The organism is Duganella alba (assembly GCF_009674495.1).
GTDB classification, from domain to species: Bacteria; Pseudomonadota; Gammaproteobacteria; order Burkholderiales; family Burkholderiaceae_D; genus Rugamonas; species Rugamonas alba.
Map to the genome: position 1 here is coordinate 171,973 of NZ_WKJN01000003.1, position 20,232 is coordinate 192,204.

The 20,232-nt window shown below is 63.4% G+C and carries 18 protein-coding genes; 7 read left to right on the top strand and 11 right to left on the bottom strand.

From position 1 onward, the window contains the following. Positions 1–3 precede the first annotated feature (3 nt). From GJ695_RS04065 to aptA, 6 genes are all read right to left on the bottom strand, one after another. A complete protein-coding gene (locus GJ695_RS04065; RefSeq protein ID WP_166455079.1) occupies positions 4–1,488 on the bottom strand; it encodes an NCS1 family nucleobase:cation symporter-1 in 1,485 nt (494 codons plus the stop codon). A gap of 149 nt (positions 1,489–1,637) precedes the next feature. Next, the gene (preA, locus tag GJ695_RS04070) at positions 1,638–2,927 is read right to left on the bottom strand and encodes an NAD-dependent dihydropyrimidine dehydrogenase subunit PreA (protein ID WP_154362328.1); all 1,290 of its coding nucleotides are present in this window, start codon (positions 2,925–2,927) and stop codon (positions 1,638–1,640) included. Then, a complete protein-coding gene (locus tag GJ695_RS04075; RefSeq protein WP_154362329.1) occupies positions 2,927–4,297 on the bottom strand; it encodes an NAD(P)-dependent oxidoreductase in 1,371 nt (456 codons plus the stop codon). Before GJ695_RS04075 ends, preA begins: the two co-directional genes overlap by 1 nt. A gap of 16 nt (positions 4,298–4,313) precedes the next feature. Then, positions 4,314–5,807 (bottom strand): CoA-acylating methylmalonate-semialdehyde dehydrogenase, encoded by a 1,494-nt coding sequence (locus tag GJ695_RS04080; RefSeq protein ID WP_154362330.1) that lies wholly within the window; start codon positions 5,805–5,807, stop codon positions 4,314–4,316. Between the two features lie 25 nt (positions 5,808–5,832). Beyond that, positions 5,833–6,948: an alanine dehydrogenase gene (gene ald / locus GJ695_RS04085; protein ID WP_154362331.1), complete on the bottom strand. Its 1,116-nt coding sequence runs from the start codon at positions 6,946–6,948 to the stop codon at positions 5,833–5,835. Between the two features lie 15 nt (positions 6,949–6,963). Then, positions 6,964–8,280, bottom strand: a complete 1,317-nt coding sequence (gene aptA / locus GJ695_RS04090; RefSeq protein ID WP_154362332.1) for an omega-aminotransferase AptA — start codon at positions 8,278–8,280, stop codon at positions 6,964–6,966. Between the two features lie 190 nt (positions 8,281–8,470). On the opposite strand from aptA, the gene GJ695_RS04095 reads away from it, so the two are divergent. Further along, positions 8,471–9,931 carry an aminotransferase-like domain-containing protein gene (locus tag GJ695_RS04095; protein WP_154362333.1) on the top strand — a complete coding sequence of 487 codons (1,461 nt, stop codon included), beginning with the start codon at positions 8,471–8,473 and terminating at the stop codon, positions 9,929–9,931. Beyond that, positions 9,919–10,578 (top strand): TetR/AcrR family transcriptional regulator, encoded by a 660-nt coding sequence (locus tag GJ695_RS04100; RefSeq protein ID WP_154362334.1) that lies wholly within the window; start codon positions 9,919–9,921, stop codon positions 10,576–10,578. The genes GJ695_RS04095 and GJ695_RS04100 overlap by 13 nt, the downstream gene beginning before the upstream one ends. Here GJ695_RS04100 and GJ695_RS04105 read toward each other — a convergent pair. Next, positions 10,538–11,653, bottom strand: a complete 1,116-nt coding sequence (locus GJ695_RS04105; protein WP_229260377.1) for a choice-of-anchor A family protein — start codon at positions 11,651–11,653, stop codon at positions 10,538–10,540. The genes GJ695_RS04100 and GJ695_RS04105 overlap by 41 nt on opposite strands. A 140-nt stretch (positions 11,654–11,793) precedes the next feature. Between GJ695_RS04105 and GJ695_RS04110 the strand changes: the two genes are divergently transcribed. The 5 genes from GJ695_RS04110 to GJ695_RS04130 all read left to right on the top strand — a co-directional run bounded on the left by GJ695_RS04110 (position 11,794) and on the right by GJ695_RS04130 (position 14,887). Then, entirely contained in the window at positions 11,794–12,366 is a 573-nt protein-coding gene (locus tag GJ695_RS04110; protein ID WP_229260378.1) for a GNAT family N-acetyltransferase, read from the top strand. 101 nt (positions 12,367–12,467) lie between these two features. Further along, on the top strand, positions 12,468–12,719 hold the full coding sequence (locus GJ695_RS04115) for a hypothetical protein (RefSeq protein ID WP_154362336.1): 252 nt from the start codon (positions 12,468–12,470) through the stop codon (positions 12,717–12,719). Then, positions 12,716–13,645 carry a sensor histidine kinase gene (locus tag GJ695_RS04120; RefSeq protein ID WP_154362337.1) on the top strand — a complete coding sequence of 310 codons (930 nt, stop codon included), beginning with the start codon at positions 12,716–12,718 and terminating at the stop codon, positions 13,643–13,645. Before GJ695_RS04115 ends, GJ695_RS04120 begins: the two co-directional genes overlap by 4 nt. Further along, positions 13,642–14,403, top strand: coding sequence for a LytR/AlgR family response regulator transcription factor (locus GJ695_RS04125; RefSeq protein WP_154356465.1), 762 nt, complete (start codon positions 13,642–13,644; stop codon positions 14,401–14,403). Before GJ695_RS04120 ends, GJ695_RS04125 begins: the two co-directional genes overlap by 4 nt. A gap of 55 nt (positions 14,404–14,458) precedes the next feature. Beyond that, a complete protein-coding gene (locus GJ695_RS04130) occupies positions 14,459–14,887 on the top strand; it encodes a VOC family protein (protein WP_154362338.1) in 429 nt (142 codons plus the stop codon). Here the strand turns inward: GJ695_RS04130 and GJ695_RS04135 are convergent. The 4 genes from GJ695_RS04135 to GJ695_RS04150 are packed head-to-tail and all read right to left on the bottom strand — an operon-like array spanning position 14,884 to position 20,224. After that, positions 14,884–16,104: a nucleoside deaminase gene (locus tag GJ695_RS04135; RefSeq protein WP_154362339.1), complete on the bottom strand. Its 1,221-nt coding sequence runs from the start codon at positions 16,102–16,104 to the stop codon at positions 14,884–14,886. The two genes, GJ695_RS04130 and GJ695_RS04135, sit on opposite strands and share 4 nt — an antisense overlap. Then, the gene (locus tag GJ695_RS04140) at positions 16,104–16,511 is read right to left on the bottom strand and encodes a cytidine deaminase (protein WP_154362340.1); all 408 of its coding nucleotides are present in this window, start codon (positions 16,509–16,511) and stop codon (positions 16,104–16,106) included. The genes GJ695_RS04135 and GJ695_RS04140 overlap by 1 nt, the downstream gene beginning before the upstream one ends. Beyond that, positions 16,508–17,830 (bottom strand): thymidine phosphorylase, encoded by a 1,323-nt coding sequence (deoA, locus tag GJ695_RS04145; RefSeq protein ID WP_154362341.1) that lies wholly within the window; start codon positions 17,828–17,830, stop codon positions 16,508–16,510. Before deoA ends, GJ695_RS04140 begins: the two co-directional genes overlap by 4 nt. Positions 17,831–17,842: 12 nt before the next feature. Then, positions 17,843–20,224 carry an aldehyde dehydrogenase family protein gene (locus GJ695_RS04150; protein ID WP_371866482.1) on the bottom strand — a complete coding sequence of 794 codons (2,382 nt, stop codon included), beginning with the start codon at positions 20,222–20,224 and terminating at the stop codon, positions 17,843–17,845. Positions 20,225–20,232: the final 8 nt, after the last annotated feature.

The following is a 20,232-nucleotide window of genomic DNA, read 5'->3' on the forward strand; positions in this document are numbered from 1 at the left end:
TCCTTACGGGTGAGCCGTCGCCCTCACAGCGGGGACGGTCTTCCCTTTCATCATAACCCCATACACCACGGCAGAGATGGCGATGCCAACAAACCATGCGTAGGTATAAATTGTCTTGAATCCTTCCGACACGCCAGGGAAGGACGTTGGGAATGCGGCATTCAGGAAGCCGGGAATATTCGGCAGCACGCCGATCACGAACGCCACCAGCGCCGCCATGTTCCAGCCCTTGCCATACGAGTACTGGCCATCTTCGCGATACAGTTCGCTCACATTCAGCTCCGTCTTGCGCACCATGTAGTAGTCGACGATCAGGATGCCGGCGATAGGCCCCAGCAGCGCCGAATAGCCGATCAGCCAGGTGAAGATATAGCCCTGCGTCGATTCCAGTATCTTCCAAGGCATCATCAGGATGGCGATGGCGGCGGTGATATAGCCGCCGGTTTTATACGAAATCTGCTGCGGCGCCAGCGACGAGAAATCATACGCCGGTCCGACCAGATTGGCCGCGAGATTGACCGACACCGTGTCGATCAGCAGAATCACCAGCGCCACCAGCACCGCCGCGCCGGTCATGCGGCTCGACAGGTCGACCGGGTCCCAGATCGCCTTGCCGTATAGGACCACGGTGGCCGACGTGACGATCACCGCCATCGCCGCCAGCAGGCCCATAGGCACCGGCAGGCCGACGGTCTGGCCGATCACCTGGTCGCGCTGCGTTTTGGCGAAACGCGTAAAGTCGGGAATATTCAGCGCCAGCGTGGCCCAGAAGCCGACCATCGCCGTCAGCGAAGGCCAGAACACGGACCAGAACTGGCCAGCCTTCTTGCCGCCTTCAACGAACTGCGAAGGTGCCGACAGCAACTCACCGAAGCCGCCGGCCTTGCTGTGCACCCAACCGAGCAGCACGAAGCAGATCAGGATCTTCAGCGGCGCCGTGTAGGTCTCCAGCTTGCGGATCGACTCCATGCCGTGCACGATGTAGTAGAACTGGATGGCCCAGAAAGCCAGGAAGCAAAGCAGCTGACCGCCGTTGATGCCCAGGCCCGCGATCTTGTCGCCGCCGACATCGCCGCCCATCATCACGCCGAGCAGCGTGTAGATCATCGAACCGCCGAACCAGGTTTGAATGCCATACCATCCGCAGGCGACGATGGCGCGCATCAGCGCCGGCAAGCGTGCGCCGGAAGTGCCGAACGAAGCGCGCGCCAGCACAGCGTAAGGAATGCCGTACTTGGTGCCGGCGTGGCCGATCAAGAGCATCGGCAGCAGCACGATGGCGTTGGCAAGGAACACCGTCAGCACCGCCTGGTAACCCGACATGCCGCCCTCGATCAAACTGGCGGACAGCGTGTACGCCGGAATGCACATCACCATGCCAACCCACAGCGCGGAGAAGTGATACCAGCGCCAGGTGCGCTGCGCCGCCGTAGTCGGCGCGAGGTCTTCGTTCCAGAGTTGCGTGCTGCCAGAAGATTCAATGCTCACGAGGCGTTCTCCAAAGGGTTGATGTATCCATCCACCACTGCAAGTTTCGTACCTTGATGCTTGCTTTCACCCCGCACTGCGAGTCGCCGGGGTCTGACCCCATGCGGGGTCAGACCCCTTACGGACTTGGGGGTAAGCATGCGCCGCCGTCAGGCCGCTTCCACTGCCTTTTCGGCTCGCGGATTGCGCGGATCCTGCGTCCAGTTCATATACGGCTTGCCCGTATCCTGCGGCACCATCGTGATGCACCCCTGCACCGGACAGGTGATCTCGCACAGATTACACCCAACGCACTCCTCCTTGATCACCTCATACGTGCGCACGCCCGACGCCTCATCGATGAGCTGCGCAATCGACTGGTGCGACGTATCCTCGCACGCCACATAACAGCGGCCGCACTTGATGCAGTCATCCTGGTTAATCTGCGCGATCACCTGGTAATTCATGTTCAGGTATTTCCAGTCGGTGGTATTCGGCACCGCCTTGCCCGAGAAATCGCTGATGCTCTTGTAGCCCTTCTGATCCATCCAGCGCGACAAACCATCCTTCATCTCTTCAACGATGCGGAAGCCATGCAGCATCGCCGCCGTGCACACCTGCACGCAGCCCGAACCCAGCGCAATAAACTCCGCCGCATCGCGCCAGTTACCAATCCCTCCGATACCGGAAATCGGCAGGCCCGCCGTCTGCGGATCGCGCGCAATCTCCGCCACCATGTTCAGCGCAATCGGCTTCACCGCCGAACCGCAATAACCACCGTGCGTGCTGGCGCCGCCCACAATCGGAAACGCCACCATCTGATCCAGATCCAGATGCGTAATCGAGTTGATGGTGTTTATCAGCGAAACCGCATCAGCGCCACCAGCCTTGGCCGCGCGCGCAGGCGCCCGCACATCGGTGATGTTCGGCGTCAGCTTGACGATCACCGGCAGCCTGGTGTTCTGCTTGCACCAGCGCGTGACCATCTCCACATACTCCGGCACCTGCCCCACCGCCGCCCCCATGCCGCGCTCCGGCATGCCATGCGGGCAGCCGAAATTCAACTCGATGCCATCGGCGCCAGTTGCCTCCACCAGCGGCAGGATGTCAGCCCACAGGCGCTCCTCGCACGGCAGCATCAGCGACACAATAATCACGCGATCCGGCCAATCCTTCTTCACCTGCGTAATCTCTTGCAAGTTGATCGCCAGCGAACGGTCCGTAATCAGCTCGATATTATTGAAGCCGAGGACTTCCCGATTCTTGCCATAGTGCGCCGAATAGCGCGACGACACGTTGACCGCCGCCGGATCTTCACCCAGCGTCTTCCACACCACGCCGCCCCATCCCGCTTCAAATGCGCGCACCACGTTGTAGGCCTTGTCCGTTGGCGGCGCGGAGGCCAGCCAGAACGGATTGATGGATTTGATGCCGCAGAATTCAATGCTCAGGTCAGCCATTATGCAGCCTCCTTCAGTCCGGTGATGTCTTGATGAATGGCGTGCGCCGCCAGCTTGCCGTGTTGGACCGCCTGCACGGTCAGATCCTGCCCAGGCGCCACACAGTCACCACCGGCGTAGATGCGCGGCAGGACTGTGCGGAACTGATCGTCGACGTGGATTTTGTCACCGTCGCGTTTCAGTGTTGTCGCCAGCGGATCGCTGATACTCGTTTCGTCCATGCTCTGGCCGATGGCCTTGAAGATGGCGTCAGCCGCGATCTCGAAGGTTTCGCCGGTGCCCGACAGGCGGCCGTTGACCAGCGCCGTCTTCTCGAAGCGCATGCCGCGCACGCGGCCGGCGTCGTCGAGCAGCACCTGCTGCGGCTGCGCCCAGGTGCGCATGCGGACTTGATTCTCTTTGGCGATATGCTGTTCATGTTCGGTGGCGCTCATCGCTTCAAAGCCGCGACGGTAAACCAGCGTGACTTCATCCGCGCCAAGGCGCTGGATCTGCACCGCCATGTCGATCGCCGTATTGCCGGCGCCGATGACGATGGCGCGCGATGGCACCGGCAGCTTGCTCAGGTCATCCGACTGGCGCAGCTCGGCGATGTAGTCGACGGCAGCCATCAGGCCAGGCGCGTCCTCGCCGGTCAGGCCCATCTGCTTGCTGGCGCCGAGGCCCAGGCCCAGGAACACCGCGTCGTAATTCGTATGCAGATCCTTCAGTTGTACATTGCCACCCAGCGTCTGGCCGTGCTTGATGGTGATGCCGCCGATTTGCAGCAGGAAGTCCACTTCCTTTTGCGCGAAGTTATCGGTCAGCTTGTACTTGGCGATGCCGTATTCATTCAGGCCGCCGGATTTTTCCTTGGCTTCATAGATCACCACTTCGTTGCCCAGCATTGCCAGGCGATGCGCGCACGACAGACCCGCAGGTCCGGCGCCGACCACGGCGATCTTCTTGCCGGTGGAAGCCATGCGCTTGAACGGATGCTCTTCCAGCTTCATGTTATCGATGGCGTAGCGCTGCAGCAGACCGATTTTCACCGGCTGGCCTTCCGCATCGTGATTGCGCACGCAGGCGTCTTCACACAGGATTTCGGTCGGACACACACGCGAGCAGCTGCCGCCGAGGATGTTCTGTTTGAGGATGCCGACGGCGGCGCCGTTGATATTCTCGTCGTGGATATTACGGATAAAACTGGCGACGTCGATGTCCGATGGGCAGATGCGCGTGCACGGCGCATCGTAGCAATACAGGCAGCGCGAACTTTCAATCGCGGCCTGGCGCGCGGTGAGCGCGGGCGCCAGATCGGTGAAGTGTTTCGCCAATGATTCATTGGCTTCTTTCGATGTCGGCAGGTAGCTAATCGATTCGAGAATCATGTTCGTTCCTGGTTGATTATTTCATCTGAGGGAATGCAAATTCCGCGCCAGCGCTCGCGGTATTTGGCCAGCGCTGCATCACCGCTTTATGGCGCGTATAGAAGCGCACGCCTTCAGGTCCATAGGCATGATGATCGCCAAACAGACTACGCTTCCAGCCGCCGAAACTGTTGAACGCCATCGGCACCGGCAGCGGCACATTGACGCCCACCATGCCGACCTGGATCTGCCGCACGAACTCGCGCGCCACGCCGCCGTCGCGCGTGTAGATCGCCACGCCGTTGCCGTACTCATTGCGGTTGATCAGCTCCACAGCCGTACCCACATCCGGCGCGCGCAGCATGCACAGCACCGGGCCGAAAATCTCTTCCTTATAAATCGTCATATCCGGCGTGACGTGATCGAACAACGTACCGCCGATGAAGAAGCCGTTCTCGCGTCCGACCACCTGGTGATTGCGTCCATCCACCACCAGTTTCGCGCCCTGCTCGACACCCTCTCCAATCAAGCGCTCTATACGCTGCTTGGCCGCACTGGTGACGACCGGCCCCATTTCGGCGTCCGACGCCATACCATCGCGCACTTTCAGTGCAGCGGTGCGCTGTGCCAGTGCGTCGACAATCTTGTCGCCCGCATCGCCCACCGCAACGACGACGGAAATCGCCATGCAGCGCTCGCCGGCGGAACCGAAGGCGGCGCCCATCAGCGCATCCACCGTCATCTCCATGTCCGCATCCGGCATCACCACCATGTGATTCTTCGCGCCGCCCAAGGCCTGTACACGCTTGCCCGCAGCGCAGCCGCGCGAGTAGATGTATTCCGCAATCGGCGTCGAGCCGACGAAGCTGATCGCCTGCACCACCGGATGATCAAGCAGCGCATCGACCGTGACCTTATCGCCCTGCACCACATTGAAGACGCCATCCGGCAAGCCGGCTTCCTTCAGCAGGCGCGCATGCAGCAGCGACGCCGACGGATCGCGCTCGGAAGGCTTGAGCACGAAGGTGTTACCGCATGCCAGCGCGACCGGGAACATCCACATCGGCACCATCACCGGGAAGTTAAATGGCGTAATGCCTGCCACCACCCCCAGCGCCTGGCGCATCGACCATGCATCGATGCCGCGCGAGATCTGGTCGGTGAATTCGCCTTTCAGCATTTGCGGAATCCCCACCGCGAATTCCACCATCTCGATGCCGCGCGCCACTTCGCCCTGCGCATCGGCGAAGGTCTTGCCATGTTCGCGCGTGATCATCGCTGCGAATTCGTCCACATGCTGCTGGCACAGTTGCAGATACTTGAACAGCACCCGCGCGCGCGTCAGCGGCGGCGTGGCCGACCACGATGGAAACGCCTTCTCCGCCGCGCGCACGGCGGCGTCGACCTCCTCCGCCGTGCCCAGCGCGACTTTGGCTACCGGTTCGCCCAAGGCGGGATTGAACACGTCTGCATGGCGGCCGCTTTGCGTATCGACGGTAACGCCGTTGATGAAATGGGTGATGGTATCCATGATGCTCTTTCAATTAAAGCGCGGCTTAGCCCAGCAGGCTGTCCGCGTCTACATAGGTATAGCCAAGGGCGTGCGCCACCGCTTCGTAGGTGACCTTGCCCTGGCAGACATTCAAACCGTTCTTCAGATGCGGATTGGCTTTCAGCGCTTTCTGCCAACCCTTGTCGGCCAGCGCCACCGCATGGCCTATCGTTGCGTTATTCAGCGCGAAGGTCGAGGTGCGCGCCACCGCGCCCGGCATGTTCGCCACGCAGTAGTGCACCACGCCGTCGACCACATACGTCGGCTTTTCGTGCGTGGTGGCGTGCGAGGTTTCAAAGCATCCGCCCTGGTCGATCGCCACATCCACCACCACCGCACCCTGCTTCATGCGCGCGATCATCGCCTTGGTCACCAGCTTGGGCGCCGCCGCGCCGGGCACCAGCACGCCGCCGATTACCAGGTCCGCATCGACCACCGCTTCCTCGATCGAGTGCGCGTTGGAATACATGGTGGCGATGCGGTTGCCATACACGAGGTCCAGCTGGCGCAGGCGGTCGATGTTCTTGTCCAAAATCGTCACGCGCGCGCCGATGCCCACCGCCATCTGCAAGGCATTGGTGCCGACCACGCCTGCGCCAATGATGGCGATATGTCCCGGCGCCACACCTGGCACGCCGCCCAGCAGCAGGCCCATGCCGCCCTTGGATTTTTCCAGGTGCGCGGCGCCGGCCTGGATCGACATGCGCCCCGCCACTTCGCTCATCGGCGCCAGCAGCGGCAAGCCGCCGTTGGGTCCAGTGATGGTTTCATACGCGATGCACACCGCGCCGGATTTCAGCAGCGCCTTGGTCTGTTCCGGGTCCGGCGCCAGGTGCAGATAGGTGTACAGGATCTGCCCCGGACGCAGCATCGCGCATTCCTGCGGCTGCGGTTCCTTCACCTTCACGATCATCTCGGCGCGGGCGAAGATCTCGGCCGCGTCTTCGATGATGGTGGCGCCGGATGCTTCATACATCGCATCCGTCAGGCCGATGGCCGCGCCGGCGTTTTGTTGTACCAGTACTTGATGACCACGCAAAATGAGTTCCTTGACGCTGGCCGGGGTAAGGCCGACGCGGGACTCCTGGTTTTTGATCTCTTTTGGGACGCCTACCAGCATGGTGAGTTCTCCTCGTTAGTCCAGGTTTTTCAGTACTTCCCTCAGCTTTCCAAACAATTCATCGATGTGTTTTTTCTCCAGCACCAGCGGCGGCGACAAGGCGATGATGTCGCCGGTGGTGCGTATCAGCACGCCGTCTTCAAACGCTTTCTTGAACGCGGTGAAAGCGCGCGCGCCCGGTTTGCCGGTGATCGGCGCCAGCTCAATGCCGGCGATCAGGCCGATGGTGCGGATGTCGATCACGTGCGGCAGGCCTTTCAGCGAATGCACGGCGTCGGCCCAGTACTCGGCCATGCCGGCCGCGTGTTCGAGGATCTTCTGCTCCTTGAACACTTCCAGCGTCGCCAGCGATGCGGCGCAAGCCACCGGGTGGCCCGAGTAGGTATAGCCATGGAACAGCTCGATGCCGGCCGGCGCGTCCATGAAGGCATCGTGGATATGCTTTTTGCTGAACACCGCGCCCATCGGAATGGTGCCGTTGGTGAGGCCTTTGGCGGTGGTCATCATGTCCGGCTCGACGTCGAAGTAGTCGCCGGCGAACGGCGTGGTCAGGCGGCCGAAGCCCGTAATCACTTCATCGAAGATCAGCAGGATGCCGTGCTTGGTGCACAGCTCGCGCAGGCGTTTCAGGTAGCCCTTGGGCGGAATCAGCACGCCGGTGGAACCGGCCACCGGTTCGACGATCACCGCCGCGATGGTCGAGGCGTCGTGCAGCGCGACGATGCGTTCCAGTTCATCGGCCAGGTTGGCGCCATGTTCCGGCTCGCCGCGCGTGTAGGCGTTCTTCTCCAGGTTGTGGGTGTGCGGCAGATGATCGACGCCCGGCAGCATCACGCCATACGGCTTGCGGTTGCCGGCGATGCCGCCCACCGAAATACCGCCGAAGCCGACGCCATGGTAGCCGCGTTCGCGGCCGATCAATCGGGTGCGGCTCGCGTCACCGCGCGCCTTGTGGTACGCCAGCGCGATCTTCAGCGCGGTGTCCACCGCTTCGGAACCCGAGTTGGTATAGAACACGTGGCCATAGCGATGGTTGGTGTACTCCATCAGCTTTTCGGCGAGGTCGAAAGCGGCCGGGTGGCCCATCTGGAAGGTCGGCGCGAAATCCAGTTGGCCGACCATCTCGCGCACGGCGGCGACGATCTTCGGTTGCGCGTGACCGCATGGCACGCACCACAGGCCGGCGGTGCCGTCCAGGATGCTGCGGCCGTCGACGTCCTTGTAGTACATGCCTTCCGCCGACACCAGCAGGCGCGGGTGCGCCTTGAAGTCGCGGTTGTTCGTGAATGGCATCCAGAAGGATTCCATCGATTCTGGTCGAGACTCGTTCATCACATCTCCTATGAAACAACTGCTTTCGGATTTTTTTGACAGACCGTAAAAAAATTTACCAGTTGGCAAAATGATGATGCAATAATAGACAGCGCAACAACTATGGCACAGATACACAATTCATCAAAACTGTCCAACCGTACTGGCAACAAAAACACTACAGTTTCACTTTCGCTGCGTGGAGTCAAGGATGGAAGAAACAAGTCCTGTGATCGATCAAGCCGGCGGGCCGGGAGGCTGGCCCTGCGTGGCGATCGAGCGCAGACAAAAGGGCAGCCTGGTCGAGCAGATCGTCGCCGCCATCAGCGCCATGGTGGGCCGCCGGGAGTTGCGCGTAGGAACTAAGATGCCCTCGGTGCGCCAGTTCGCCAAGTGTAATGGCATCTCCACCTTTACAGTTGTGGAGGCCTACGACCGTCTGGTGACGCTGGGATTATTGTCGTCGCGGCGCGGTTCCGGCTACTTCGTGGCGCGCCAGGATTTGCCGGCCGTGCTGCTGCCGGCTACCCTGCAAGCCACGCCCAACGCCATCGACGCACTGACCGCCGACCTGTATTCCGGCACCTCGGAAGCGCTGCCGGTGGGCGCCGGCTGGCTGCCGCCGGAGTGGTATGGCGAAGACACCATCCTCGACGCCGTGCGCCAGGCGATGCGCATCCCGGCCGCCCGCCTGCGCGGCTACGGCCATCCGCTCGGCTTCCCCACGCTGCGCCAGCAGATGGCCGCCACGTTGAGCGACGAGCTGTTTCCGGTCGAAGCCGAACAAATCCTGCTGACCCACGGCGCCACCCACGCCTTCGACCTGGTGCTGCGCACGCTGACCAAGCCGGGCGACACGGTGTTCGTCGAAGATCCCGGCTACAGCAACCTGCTGTCGCTGATACGCCACCACGGCTGCATCGCGGTCGGCATCCCGCGCGGCGAGAACGGGCTGGATCTGGACGTATTGGCGCAGCAGGCGGCGCAGATGCAGCCCAAGCTCATGTTCGTCAACACGGTGCTGCAAAACCCGCTGGGGACTTCTTTAAGCGCGGCGCAGGCGCACCGCCTGCTGGCCCTGGCCGAGCAGTTCGATTTCTGGCTGGTGGAGGATGATATTTACCGCGAGCTGGCGCCGCGCGGCGAAGCCTCGCTGGCGGCGATGGACGGCCTGCGGCGCGTGATCCGCGTCGGCAGCTTTTCCAAGACGCTGTCGCCGGTGCTGCGGGTCGGTTCGATCAGCGCCTCGGCCTCGCTGATTCCCGAACTGCTGCGGGTGAAGATGCTGGCCGGCCTCACCACCTCCGAAATCAACGAACGCGCCGTCTATCACGCCATCACCGCGCGCCCCTACAAGCGCATGGTGGACAAGCTGGTAACGCAGCTGGACGCCGGCCGCGAACGCGCCATGGCCAGCCTGCGCGACGTTGGCATGACGCTGCTGGCGCGGCCGCGCGGCGGCATGTTCGTCAGCGCCGGCTGGCACGACGCGCCCACGCCCGACTGGAACGGCAAGATCATCGCCGACCAGGCGCTCAAGCACGGCATCCTGCTGTCGCCGTGCGACTTCTTCATGCTGCGCGCGCCGGAAGCGATCTGGTTCCGCTTCAACGTCGCCTACGCCGACCATCCGCAACTCACCAACTTCCTGAGACGCATATGCCGACAGTAAAAATCAATCGCCGCCTGCTCAACCGCGACAAGCTGGAAGCCGAGATCACCGCCGAAGCCGTGCGCGTGTTCGCTGAATGCGGCTACGAAGGCACCTCGATCGCCACGGTGGCGGAAAACGCCGGCCTGTCGAAGCAGAACCTGATGTACTACTTCCCCACCAAGCAGTCGCTGTACCAGCGCGTGCTGGACGAAGTGCTGGACGACTGGCTGGCGCGCATGGAAAGCCTGGCTGCGGCCCACGAAGATCCGCGCGAAGTGCTGCGCACCTATGTGCAAGCCAAGCTGAAATTCTCGCGCGAGAATCCGTGGGCCTCGCGCGTGTATGCGATGGAAGTGATCAGCGGCGCGCCGCTGTACGGCGGGCAGATACAGAACCGCGTCGTGCCCCTGGTGCGCAAGGACATCGAGGTGTTCGAACAGTGGATCAGCGAGGGGAAGATGGCGCCGGTGAACGCGACGCACCTGCTGTTTGCGATCTGGGCGATGACCCAGTCCTACGCGGACTTTTCCGCCCAGATGGCACTGGTGCTGAACCGCAAACAGCTGACGAAGAAGGATTTCGACGATGCCGAGAAGGTCATCGTCGACATGGTGCTGGCGGCGATCAGCGTGCCGCAGCCGCTTTCTGGCGACGACGGCCGATGAAGCCGACGATGCCCAGGCCCGCCAGCAGCATCGCATAGGTGTCCGCTTCCGGCACCGCCGCTGGAATCGTGCCGGTGAAGGCCTGGATGTGGATCTGGCCGTACTCGTTGACGTTCTGGGCGTACACGCCGCCTTCAACGTTGGCGCCGTTGATGTTGCTGAAGGTGCCGCCAGCCACCAGCACCTGGCCACCGAAGGTGCGGCCCACCGTCACGCTTTCGGCGCCGGCGAAGTTCCAGATGAACTTGCTGCCGTTGCTTTCCGCGTTCTGGAAGTTGGCGTTCAGCGTCAGGTTCTTGTCATCGGTATTAAAGATGACGGTGGTGGCGCCGGTCAGATTGAAGTAGAAGTCGGTGATTTTGGACGAGAAAATGCTGCTGTCAGTATCCCCGGTCAGGTCGAACACCAGCAGGCCGGAGGAATTGGCCGTGCCGCTGAAGGTGACTTTGCTGTGCGTTGCCGTATCGATCGACACGGTGGCGTCTTTGGTGCCTTTCAAGGTCGACAACTGGGTCGACAGGCCGGTCATGACCTGGCCGAAATCGGTCGAGGTGGCGGCCGCCTTGTTGGTGAGCATGGTGCTGGTTTCTGCCGCCAGCGGATTGTTGATGTGGCGGTTGCTGGTGGCGGCGTGGAAGGCGCCATTCTGATTCACGTCGGTAGCCGCGCCGTTGACCCAGGTATTGTCACTGAAGCCGCCGCCGGTGGCCGAGCCGCCAACATAGGCGTCGCCTTTATTGACGATCACCTTGTTGGTGCTGCCGCCAACGTACAGGCCAAGCGCGTCGACGTGCGCATCGTTGTTGTTGCCGCTCATGTTGCCCAGCACGGTCACGCCGGCATAGTTGGACGCGGCCACGTGCGCCGGCTTCTGCACGAAGTCCTGCGCCACGGCATTGCCGCCGACGAAGGTACGGCCTTGCACGTGCGAGGTCGAGGTCAGATCCTGGCTGACCACAAGGTTAAACTGTTGCAGCATCTGGGCTGCGGTCAGCGGCGCAGGCGCTGCGGCTTGCGCATTAGCAACGTACAGGGCGGCCAAGGCCAGGGCGGTCATCGGAAGTACTCGTGCCATCACAAATTTTCCTTAAAAAGGTAACAACCGGCGGCCGCCGGGGGAGAATTGCCATAATTCAAAAATAATTGCGATTAGTATATCATGCATCGAAGCCGGGGCTCAAAAATAAATTCGAAGAGACAACTTTAATTATGGAAATGTTCACACCTTTCACGCTGCAGACCGCGCGCCTGACCTTGCGCTTTGTCGAACCGGGCGACGCCGAGGCGCTGTTCCGTATCATGTCGGTCGAAGCAACCATGCGTTACTTCAGCAGCACGCCATGGCAGGCGCTGTCGCAGGCGGTCGACAACATCGAGCAAACGCTCAAGGGCTACCGGGACCGTACCGCGCTGCGCCTGGCCATGGTGCCGCGCGACGGCGAACACGCGGGCGAAGTGATCGGCACTGTCACCCTGTACGCCTTCGACCTGCGCAACAAGCGTTGCGAAATCGGCTACATCCTCGGCCAGCCGCACTGGGGCCGGCGCTACACCCAGGAAGCCCTGCGCGCGGTGATCGACTATGCCTTCGAAACCCTGCAACTGCGGCGCCTGGAAGCGGATATCCATCCCGACAACATTGCCTCCGAGCGGCTGTTGCAAAGCCTGCACTTCCAGCGCGAAGGCCACCTGCGCCAGCGCTGGTACGTGGGCGACGAGGTTTCCGACAGCATCATCTACGGCCTGTTGCGGCAGGACTGGCAAGCCGCCATTCATCCGGCGCAATAGCCGGCCATGCCCGTGAAAGCGCAGTTGATCGGAATCCACACCATGGCGGTCCAAGGCTTTGTTACAGTGCTCTCATCGCACCACCTTTCGGGAGACCCACGATGAACCAAGCCGCCGCCCTCATAGATGAAATTTTCCAGGCCCTGACGCAGATGCTGCGCTACGCCCTGCGCCTGATCGGCCGCATGTCGCCGCCGGCGCTGCTCGGCGCGGCGCTGGTACTGGCCTTCATCTGCTCCATCCTGCCGCTGGCCATCGTGCTGTTCGCATTCTTCATGCTGATCAAGATCGCGGTCGGCGCCTGCGTCATCGGCCGCCGCCGCGCCAACCGTCCGCAGGAGCACGTGGAATGAAGAAGCACCGGCTGGCCCAGGCCGGCTATAAAAATGCCAAGAGCCTGCTGGACATCGTCCGCGAAATTGGCGAAACCGCCGTCAGCGTGTGGTGGCATTTCTTCGACTGGCTGGCGCAGGTGGAGTGGCGCAAGCTGGTCATCATCTGGCTGCTGTTGCTGATCCTGTCGGCCTCGCTGTTCCATGTGAACGAACAGGCCTGGGGCTTCATCCTGATCTCTTTCGGCCTGAAGGTGCTGGCCGGCGGCAAGCGCAAGGCCGAGCTGGAGGCGCGCGACGCCGAGACCCACGCCGACGAGGAAAGCATCGAACGGCGCGTGGTCGAGGCGCGCATGGCCGCCCTGCAGGCGCAGGTGGAGCCGCACTTCCTGTTCAACACCCTGGCGCTGATCGGCCAGCTGATCGAGACCGATCCGCCGCAGGCCGCGCGCATCCACCAGAACCTGATCGACTACCTGCGCGCCACGCTGCCGCAGATGCGCGCCAAGGGTTCCGGCACGCTGGGCCGGCAGATCGAGATGTCGCGCGCCTACCTGGCCATCATGCAGGCGCGCATGCGCTCGCGGCTGGCGGTCTCGGTCGACGTGCCGGACGAGATGCTGAGCGCCACCTTCCCGGTGATGATGTTGCAGATCCTGATCGAGAATTCCATCAAGCACGGACTGGAGCCGAAGATCGAAGGCGGCCGCATCGACATCCGCGCCACGGTCGACGGCCAGATGCTGCAAGTGGACGTATGCGACGACGGCGTCGGCTTCAACGCCTTCGCCGGCGACGGCCTCGGCCTGGCCAATGTGCGCGAACGCCTGCGCATCCAGTACGGCAACCGCGCCCAGCTGGTGATCGAAGCGCCGCTGACCGGCGGCACGCGCGCCAGCATCCGCGTGCCCTACGCTCCCGATATTTTTGCCGCGAGTTCCAAATGAATGCTCCCACCGCACTGATCGCCGACGATGAAGAAGGCATGCGCCAGCAGCTGCGCAGCCGCCTGCAGGAAGCCTGGCCGGCGCTGAACATCGTTGCCGAAGCCGAGAACGGCATCGAGGCCGTGGCGCTGGCCGGCAAGCACCAGCCGGACATCGTCTTCCTCGACATCCGCATGCCGGGCCTGTCGGGCATCGAGGCGGCGCGCATGCTGTTCAACCGCTGCCACCTGGTGTTCGTCACCGCCTACGATCAATACGCCATCGAGGCGTTCGAACAGGGCGCGCTGGATTACTTGCTGAAGCCGGTCGGCGGCGAGCGCCTGAAGACCACCTGCGCGCGGCTGCAATCGCTGATCGGCCAGCAGCCATCCAACATCGAACGCCAGCTCAGCCAGTTGCTGTCGAACCACAGCAAGCCGGCCGCCAAGCCGGATTACCTGCGCTGGATACAGGCCGTGGTCGGCGCCAACCTGCGCATGATCTCCACCCGTGAAGTGTTGTTTTTCCAGGCCGATGAAAAATACACGCGGGTGCAGACCGAGCAGTCGGAAGTGTTGATCCGCAAGACGCTCAAGGAGCTGGCGGACGAGCTGGACCCGGACGAATTCTGGCGCATCCACCGCTCGACGCTGGTGCGCGTGGACGCCATCGAAGAAGTCACGCGCGACCTGCGCGGACGGCAGATGGTGCGCATCCGCAACCATCCAACCTTGCTGGAAGTGAGCCGCGGCCACACTCATTTATTCCAGCAAATGTAACAGCGTCTGTTGGGCATCGGCGTATACTGGATCTCTTCACTCAAGGGAGGGAACGATGTCCAGCATACCCAAGCAAACCCTGTGTGGCGTCATACCATGCCTGCGCTACCGCGACGCCCCGGCCGCCATCGAATGGCTGCGCGACACCCTCGGCTTTGAAGTCCAGTTCGTGGTGCCCAATGAGGACGGCAGCATCGCCCACGCCCAGCTCACCTTCGGCAACAGCATGATCATGCTGGGTTCGGCGGTGGACAGCGAATACGGCCGCCTGCTCAAGCAGCCATCGGAAACCGGCGGCCAGGTTACGCAGGCCGCCTACCTGATCGTCAACAATGCGGATCTGGTGTACGGCCGCGTGCTGGAAGGCGGCGGCAAGATCCTGCTCGACATCAAGGACGAAGACTACGGCGGGCGCGGCTTCACCTGCAGCGACCTCGAAGGCCACGTCTGGAGCATCGGCACCTACGATCCCTACGCGTCCTAGGACAGCGCGGCGATCAGTGCGTTGTCGGCCACCTGCGTCGGGCGGATGCGGATGATGTTGCGGTACAGCGGCGGCATGGCGGCGCAGATGGCGGCCAGTTCGGCTTCCGGCAGCGCCGGCAGCACGTATTGGAATTGGGTGGGATTTTTCATCGGCAGCGGTCCTTCCATGGTCGAGCCGTAGGCGCCAAGGTTCATGAAGCTGACGGCGCTGGCGTCCGGTCCCTGCGCAAACACGAAGGTGCCGTCCTTCGGATGGCCGAGGTAGTGGCGGATGTCGTCCTGCTGTGCGCGCGTGGCGCCGTGCAGCAGCTTGTAGCGCAGCTGCGCGTAGGCGCGCGTGGTTTCCATGAAGGCGCTGCGGATGCCCGACTGCGTCAGCCGGCCCGGCATGCACAGCAGCAGATTGCCGAACGAATCCAGCAAGGCCACCGTGTCCCCTACCCCGCCGTGTTCGCGGTCGCGCGCCATGGCCTGCAGCAGGAACGGCGCCAGGCCGGCATCCGGCTGGTGCGGCGCGCAGCGGTAAGCCAGCGCATCCGGATACTGCTGCTTCAGCGCCCGCACGATGGCGTGATCGGCCGGCAGCGTGGCCGGGTCTTTCAGCGATTCCTGCGGCAGGTCGCTGTTCACCATTTCCATCACATCGGCCGACGTGGCCTCGAACACCAGCGAGCACAAGGCCTGCGTCGGTTCGGCGATGGTTTTGCCGATGAAGAAGGACTTCGGCGTGGCGCCCGATGCGGCGCGCGCATACGACGAGGCGCCGAGGATGGCCGGATAGCCGAAGCTGTCGCCGGCCTGCGCGCGCAGCGCTTCCGGCAGCGCGTGGAAGCCGGCGCTGTTGTCGTAGTTGATGCCGGCGTTCCTGTCCGGCGCGGCCACCACCACATTGAAGCCGCCGGCCAGGATCGCGCCGCTGCACATGCAGCAGGGATCGAGCGAGGTGACGATGGTGACGTCCTGCGGCGCCGGCAGTTCGCGGCCCTTGGCGCGTTCGGCATAGTACCAGTCGATCAACTGGCGTTCGCCGTGCGCGGTCGGGTCAAAAATCAGGCCGTCCTTGACGACGTTGTTGTGCAGGGATTGCAGCACGTTGCCATGCTGATCCAGCATCACGCCGCCGACGCCGAAAGTACCCTGCGTCTTTGCGGCGATGGCCTCGGCCGCCGCGATGGCGACAGCCGCTTGCACATCAATCGTCTTCTTGAAGGCCATTACTTCTTCTTGAGGTCCGCGCCGCCAAAGGCGTTCGGCAGCTGTTCGGCGGCGGTGGTTTCGAAGATGTCGCCTTTCAGGTTGGTCAGCAGGACCGGCAGGTCGTTGCCGCCCAATTCCAGGATCACCTGGCGGCAGGCGCCGCATGGCGCGATCGGGCCGTCGGTTTCGCCGATGACCACCAGTTGGTCGAAATCGCCCTGTTTGTAGCCGTGGGCGAAGGCGCTGAAGAAGGCGGTGCGTTCGGCGCAGTTGCACAGGCCATAGGCGGCGTTTTCCACGTTACAGCCGTGGAAGACCTTGCCGTCATTGGTCCGCAGCGCGGCGCCGACCTTGAAGTTGGAGTATGGTGCGTATGCCTTCAGGCGCGCGGCGGCGGCTTCGGCGATCAGTTCTTGTTTGTTCATGGTTTGATCGTGCGGTAGATGACGGGATTGGCGGCAGGCGCGGCGTCGGTGATGCGGTACGCCGCCTGGATTTCGCGGATGGCCTGTTCGGCCGCTTCCTGGGTGCGGGCGTGCACCATCGCCAGCGGCTGGCCGGCTTCGATCTTGTCGCCCAGGCCCACCAAACCGGTCAGGCCGACGGCGAAATCGATCGGATCGGCAGCACGACGACGGCCACCGCCCAGCGACACCACGGCCAGGCCGATGTCGCGGCAGTTGGCGGCTGCGGCGTAGCCCGAGGTCAGCGCAGGCGCCGGCACGATGATCGGCGAACGTTCCAGGTACTTGTCCGGATTGTCCATCAGGTCCGCAGGACCGCCCAGCGCCACCACCATGCGCGCAAAGCGCTCGGCCGCTTCGCCGCTGTCCAGCGACGCTTGCAGCTTGGCGCGCGCTTCTTCTTCGGTCGCCGCCAGTTTGCCCAGCACCAGCATCTCGGCGCACAGCGCCATCGTCACCTCGTGCAGGCGCGCGGGACGCGACTTGCCGCTCAGGTAGTCGATCGCGCCGCGTACTTCGACGGCGTTGCCGGCGTAGGGCGCCAGCGATTCGTTCATGTCGGTCAGGATGGCCGAAGTCATCATGCCCGCGCCGTTGCCGACCTTGACGATGCTCTCGGCCAGCTCCACCGATTTGTCATAGGTCGGCATGAAGGCGCCGCTGCCGACTTTCACGTCCATGACCAGCGCGTCCAGGCCGGCCGACAGTTTCTTCGACAGGATGGAGCCGGTGATCATGGCCACCGATTCCACGGTCGCGGTGACGTCGCGCACGCCATAGAAGATCTTGTCCGACGGCGCCAGCGAGGACGTCTGGCCGATGATGGCGACGCCGACTTCCTTCACCACCTTGCGGAACAAGGCATTGTCCGGCACCGTGGTGTAGCCGGGGATGGAGTCGAACTTGTCCAGCGTGCCGCCGGTGTGGCCCAGACCACGGCCGGAGATCATCGGCACGTAGCCACCGCAGGCTGCGACCATCGGGCCGAGCAGCAGCGAGACGACGTCGCCGACGCCGCCGGTGGAGTGCTTGTCGACCACCGGACCGTTCAGGTCCAGCGAGCGCCAGTCCAGCACTTCGCCGGAATCGCGCATGGCCAGCGTGAAGGCGACGCGTTCGTCCATATTCATGTCGTTGAAATAGACAGCCATTGCCAACGCGGCGATCTGGCTTTCGGTCACCCGGCCGGACGTGATGCCGCCAACGAAGAACTGGATCTCTTCGGCCGACAATACGCCACCGTCACGCTTCTTGCGGATGATCTCTTGAGGTAAAAACATGTAATGCTCCGATCAGACGCCGTAGGGGATCCAGATGTTTTTGACTTGCGATGCGTGCGCGAGGACTGCGCGGCCGCCGGCTTGCGCCGTGCTGTACCAGTCGCGCCCCTTCGCCCCGCCAACCCAGGTGCGCTTCAGCGATGCGGCCGACAGGCGCTCGACTTCGGCGCAGCCTTCGGCCGAGCCGTCGTGACGCCATACGGCATCGATATCGCTATGCGTCGCCAGCGTGCGCGCCAGTTCATCAGCCGAACCGGTGACGATGTTGACCACACCGCCCGGCAGGTCCGAGGTATCGAACACCTGATACAGATCGGTGGCCGACAACGGATGCGCTTCCGACGGCACCACCACCACGCGGTTGCCCAGCGCGATCGCCGGCGCCACCAGCGAGATGAAGCCCAGCAGCGGCGACTCGTTCGGGCACACAATGCCGATTACGCCCAGCGGCTCGTTCAGCGCCACGGTGATGCCATGCATCGGCGGCTGATGCGCCAGGCCGTCGTACTTGTCGGCCCAGGCAGCGTAGTAGAACAGACGCTCGATCGACGCCTGCACTTCCTTCTCGGCGTTTTTCGTGCCGGTCATGGCGGCGATGCGGGCGGCGAATTCCTCGCCGCGCGCCGCCAGGTTTTCAGCGATGTAGTACAGCACTTGCGCGCGGTTGTGCGACGTCGCCTTGGTCCAGCCGCCAGCCTTGTGCGCGGCTTCCACGGCGTTGCGGATGTCCTTGCGGCTGCCCTCGCCCACTTCGGCGATGAAGGAACCGTCGGCGCCGTGAATCGCGCGGCTGTAGGCGCCATCAGGGCGCGCCTGCTTGCCGCCGATGTACATCTTGGCGGTGCGGTCGATGCCGAACGGACTGCCGGCCGGCACGGCGGCTTTCGCCTTGGCCTTGGCTTCCACCACCGGCGCGGCGGGACGCGCGTCTTCCGACAGCGCTGTCAGGTACTCGTACATGCCTTCGCGGCCGCCTTCACGGCCAAAGCCGGATTCGCGGTAGCCGCCGAAGCCGCAAGCGGCGTCGAACTGGTTGGCGGTGTTAATCCACACCACGCCGGCCTTGATCTGCGGCGCGACGTCCAGCGCCAGCGAGATGTTCTCGGTCCACACGCAGGCGGCCAGGCCGTACACGGTGTTGTTCGCCAGCTGCACCACTTCAGGCGGCGTGCGGAAGCTCATCGCCACCAGCACCGGTCCGAAGATCTCGGCCTGCGCCACGGCGGCCGACGTCGATGCGCCGGTGATCAGCGTAGGCGGGAACCACGAGCCGTCCGCCGGCAGTTCGCAGGCCGGCTGGTACACGGTGCAGCCTTCGTCGCGCGCCGATTGCACCAGGCCTTCGATGCGCTGCTTCTGCACCGGATCGACCAGCGCGCCGATGTCCATCGACTTGTCCAGCGGCGAACCAAGGGTCAGCTTGTCCATGCGGGCGCGCAGCTTGGCCAGGAACTTGTCCTGCACCGATTCCTGCACCAGCAGGCGCGAACCCGCGCAGCACACCTGGCCCTGGTTGAACCAGATCGAATCGACCAGGCCTTCGACAGCGGCGTCCAGGTCCGCATCTTCAAACACGATGAACGGCGATTTGCCGCCCAGTTCCAGCGACAGCTTCTTGCCGCTGCCTGCGGTGGCCTGGCGAATCAGGCGGCCCACCTCGGTCGAACCGGTGAAGGCCAGCTTGTCGATGCCTTCGTGCTTGACGATGGCTTCGCCCACGCTGCCGTCGCCGGTGACGATGTTGACGACGCCCGCTGGCACGCCGGCCTGCACGCAGATTTCCGCGAACAGCAGCGCGGTCAGCGAGGTGAATTCGGCCGGCTTGAAGACCACGGTGTTACCGGCGGCCAGCGCCGGCGCGATTTTCCACGACAGCATCAGCAGCGGGAAATTCCACGGCACGATCTGGCCCACCACGCCCACGGCGCGGTAGTCGGCGAATTCTTCGGCTTGCAGTTGCGCCCAGCCGGCATGGTAGTAGAAATGGCGCGCGGCCAGCGGCAGATCGACGTCGCGGGTTTCGCGGATGGTCTTGCCGTTGTCCAGCGTTTCCAGCACGGCGAACAGGCGGGAATGCTTTTGCAGCAGGCGCGCCAGCGCGTACATCACTTTGGCGCGGCCATGGCCGCCCAGCGCCTGCCAGCCCGGCTGCGCGGCGCGCGCGGCGGCGACAGCGCGGTCAACGTCGGCGCTGGTGGCTTGCGTCAGGTCGGCCAGCTTGGCGGCATCGGCTGGATTGATGGAGGCGAACAGTTCGCCCGGCGCGGTCCACGCGTTGTCGATGAACAGGCCGAATTGGCGGCCGTGCTGCTCCAGCCACGCTTGCGCTTCTTTGGTGCTCTCCGGTGCTGGGCCGTATTCCATGGTGTTCAGGATCTCTTTGATGGTTGGCATGACAGTGT

Excerpts from the sequence above, each read along its gene's own strand:
- GJ695_RS04075 (WP_154362329.1), bottom strand. The coding sequence starts at position 4,297 with ATGATTCTCGAATCGATTAGCTACCTGCCGACATCGAAAGAAGCCAAT.
- GJ695_RS04095 (WP_154362333.1), top strand. The coding sequence starts at position 8,471 with ATGGAAGAAACAAGTCCTGTGATCGATCAAGCCGGCGGGCCGGGAGGC.
- GJ695_RS04110 (WP_229260378.1), top strand. The coding sequence starts at position 11,794 with ATGTTCACACCTTTCACGCTGCAGACCGCGCGCCTGACCTTGCGCTTT.
- GJ695_RS04105 (WP_229260377.1), bottom strand. The coding sequence starts at position 11,653 with ATGGCACGAGTACTTCCGATGACCGCCCTGGCCTTGGCCGCCCTGTAC.
- GJ695_RS04115 (WP_154362336.1), top strand. The coding sequence starts at position 12,468 with ATGAACCAAGCCGCCGCCCTCATAGATGAAATTTTCCAGGCCCTGACG.
- GJ695_RS04140 (WP_154362340.1), bottom strand. The coding sequence starts at position 16,511 with ATGAACAAACAAGAACTGATCGCCGAAGCCGCCGCCGCGCGCCTGAAG.
- ald (WP_154362331.1), bottom strand. The coding sequence starts at position 6,948 with ATGCTGGTAGGCGTCCCAAAAGAGATCAAAAACCAGGAGTCCCGCGTC.
- aptA (WP_154362332.1), bottom strand. The coding sequence starts at position 8,280 with ATGAACGAGTCTCGACCAGAATCGATGGAATCCTTCTGGATGCCATTC.
- GJ695_RS04120 (WP_154362337.1), top strand. The coding sequence starts at position 12,716 with ATGAAGAAGCACCGGCTGGCCCAGGCCGGCTATAAAAATGCCAAGAGC.
- GJ695_RS04125 (WP_154356465.1), top strand. The coding sequence starts at position 13,642 with ATGAATGCTCCCACCGCACTGATCGCCGACGATGAAGAAGGCATGCGC.
- GJ695_RS04135 (WP_154362339.1), bottom strand. The coding sequence starts at position 16,104 with ATGGCCTTCAAGAAGACGATTGATGTGCAAGCGGCTGTCGCCATCGCG.
- GJ695_RS04080 (WP_154362330.1), bottom strand. The coding sequence starts at position 5,807 with ATGGATACCATCACCCATTTCATCAACGGCGTTACCGTCGATACGCAA.
- deoA (WP_154362341.1), bottom strand. The coding sequence starts at position 17,830 with ATGTTTTTACCTCAAGAGATCATCCGCAAGAAGCGTGACGGTGGCGTA.
- GJ695_RS04150 (WP_371866482.1), bottom strand. The coding sequence starts at position 20,224 with ATGCCAACCATCAAAGAGATCCTGAACACCATGGAATACGGCCCAGCA.
- GJ695_RS04100 (WP_154362334.1), top strand. The coding sequence starts at position 9,919 with ATGCCGACAGTAAAAATCAATCGCCGCCTGCTCAACCGCGACAAGCTG.
- preA (WP_154362328.1), bottom strand. The coding sequence starts at position 2,927 with ATGGCTGACCTGAGCATTGAATTCTGCGGCATCAAATCCATCAATCCG.
- GJ695_RS04130 (WP_154362338.1), top strand. The coding sequence starts at position 14,459 with ATGTCCAGCATACCCAAGCAAACCCTGTGTGGCGTCATACCATGCCTG.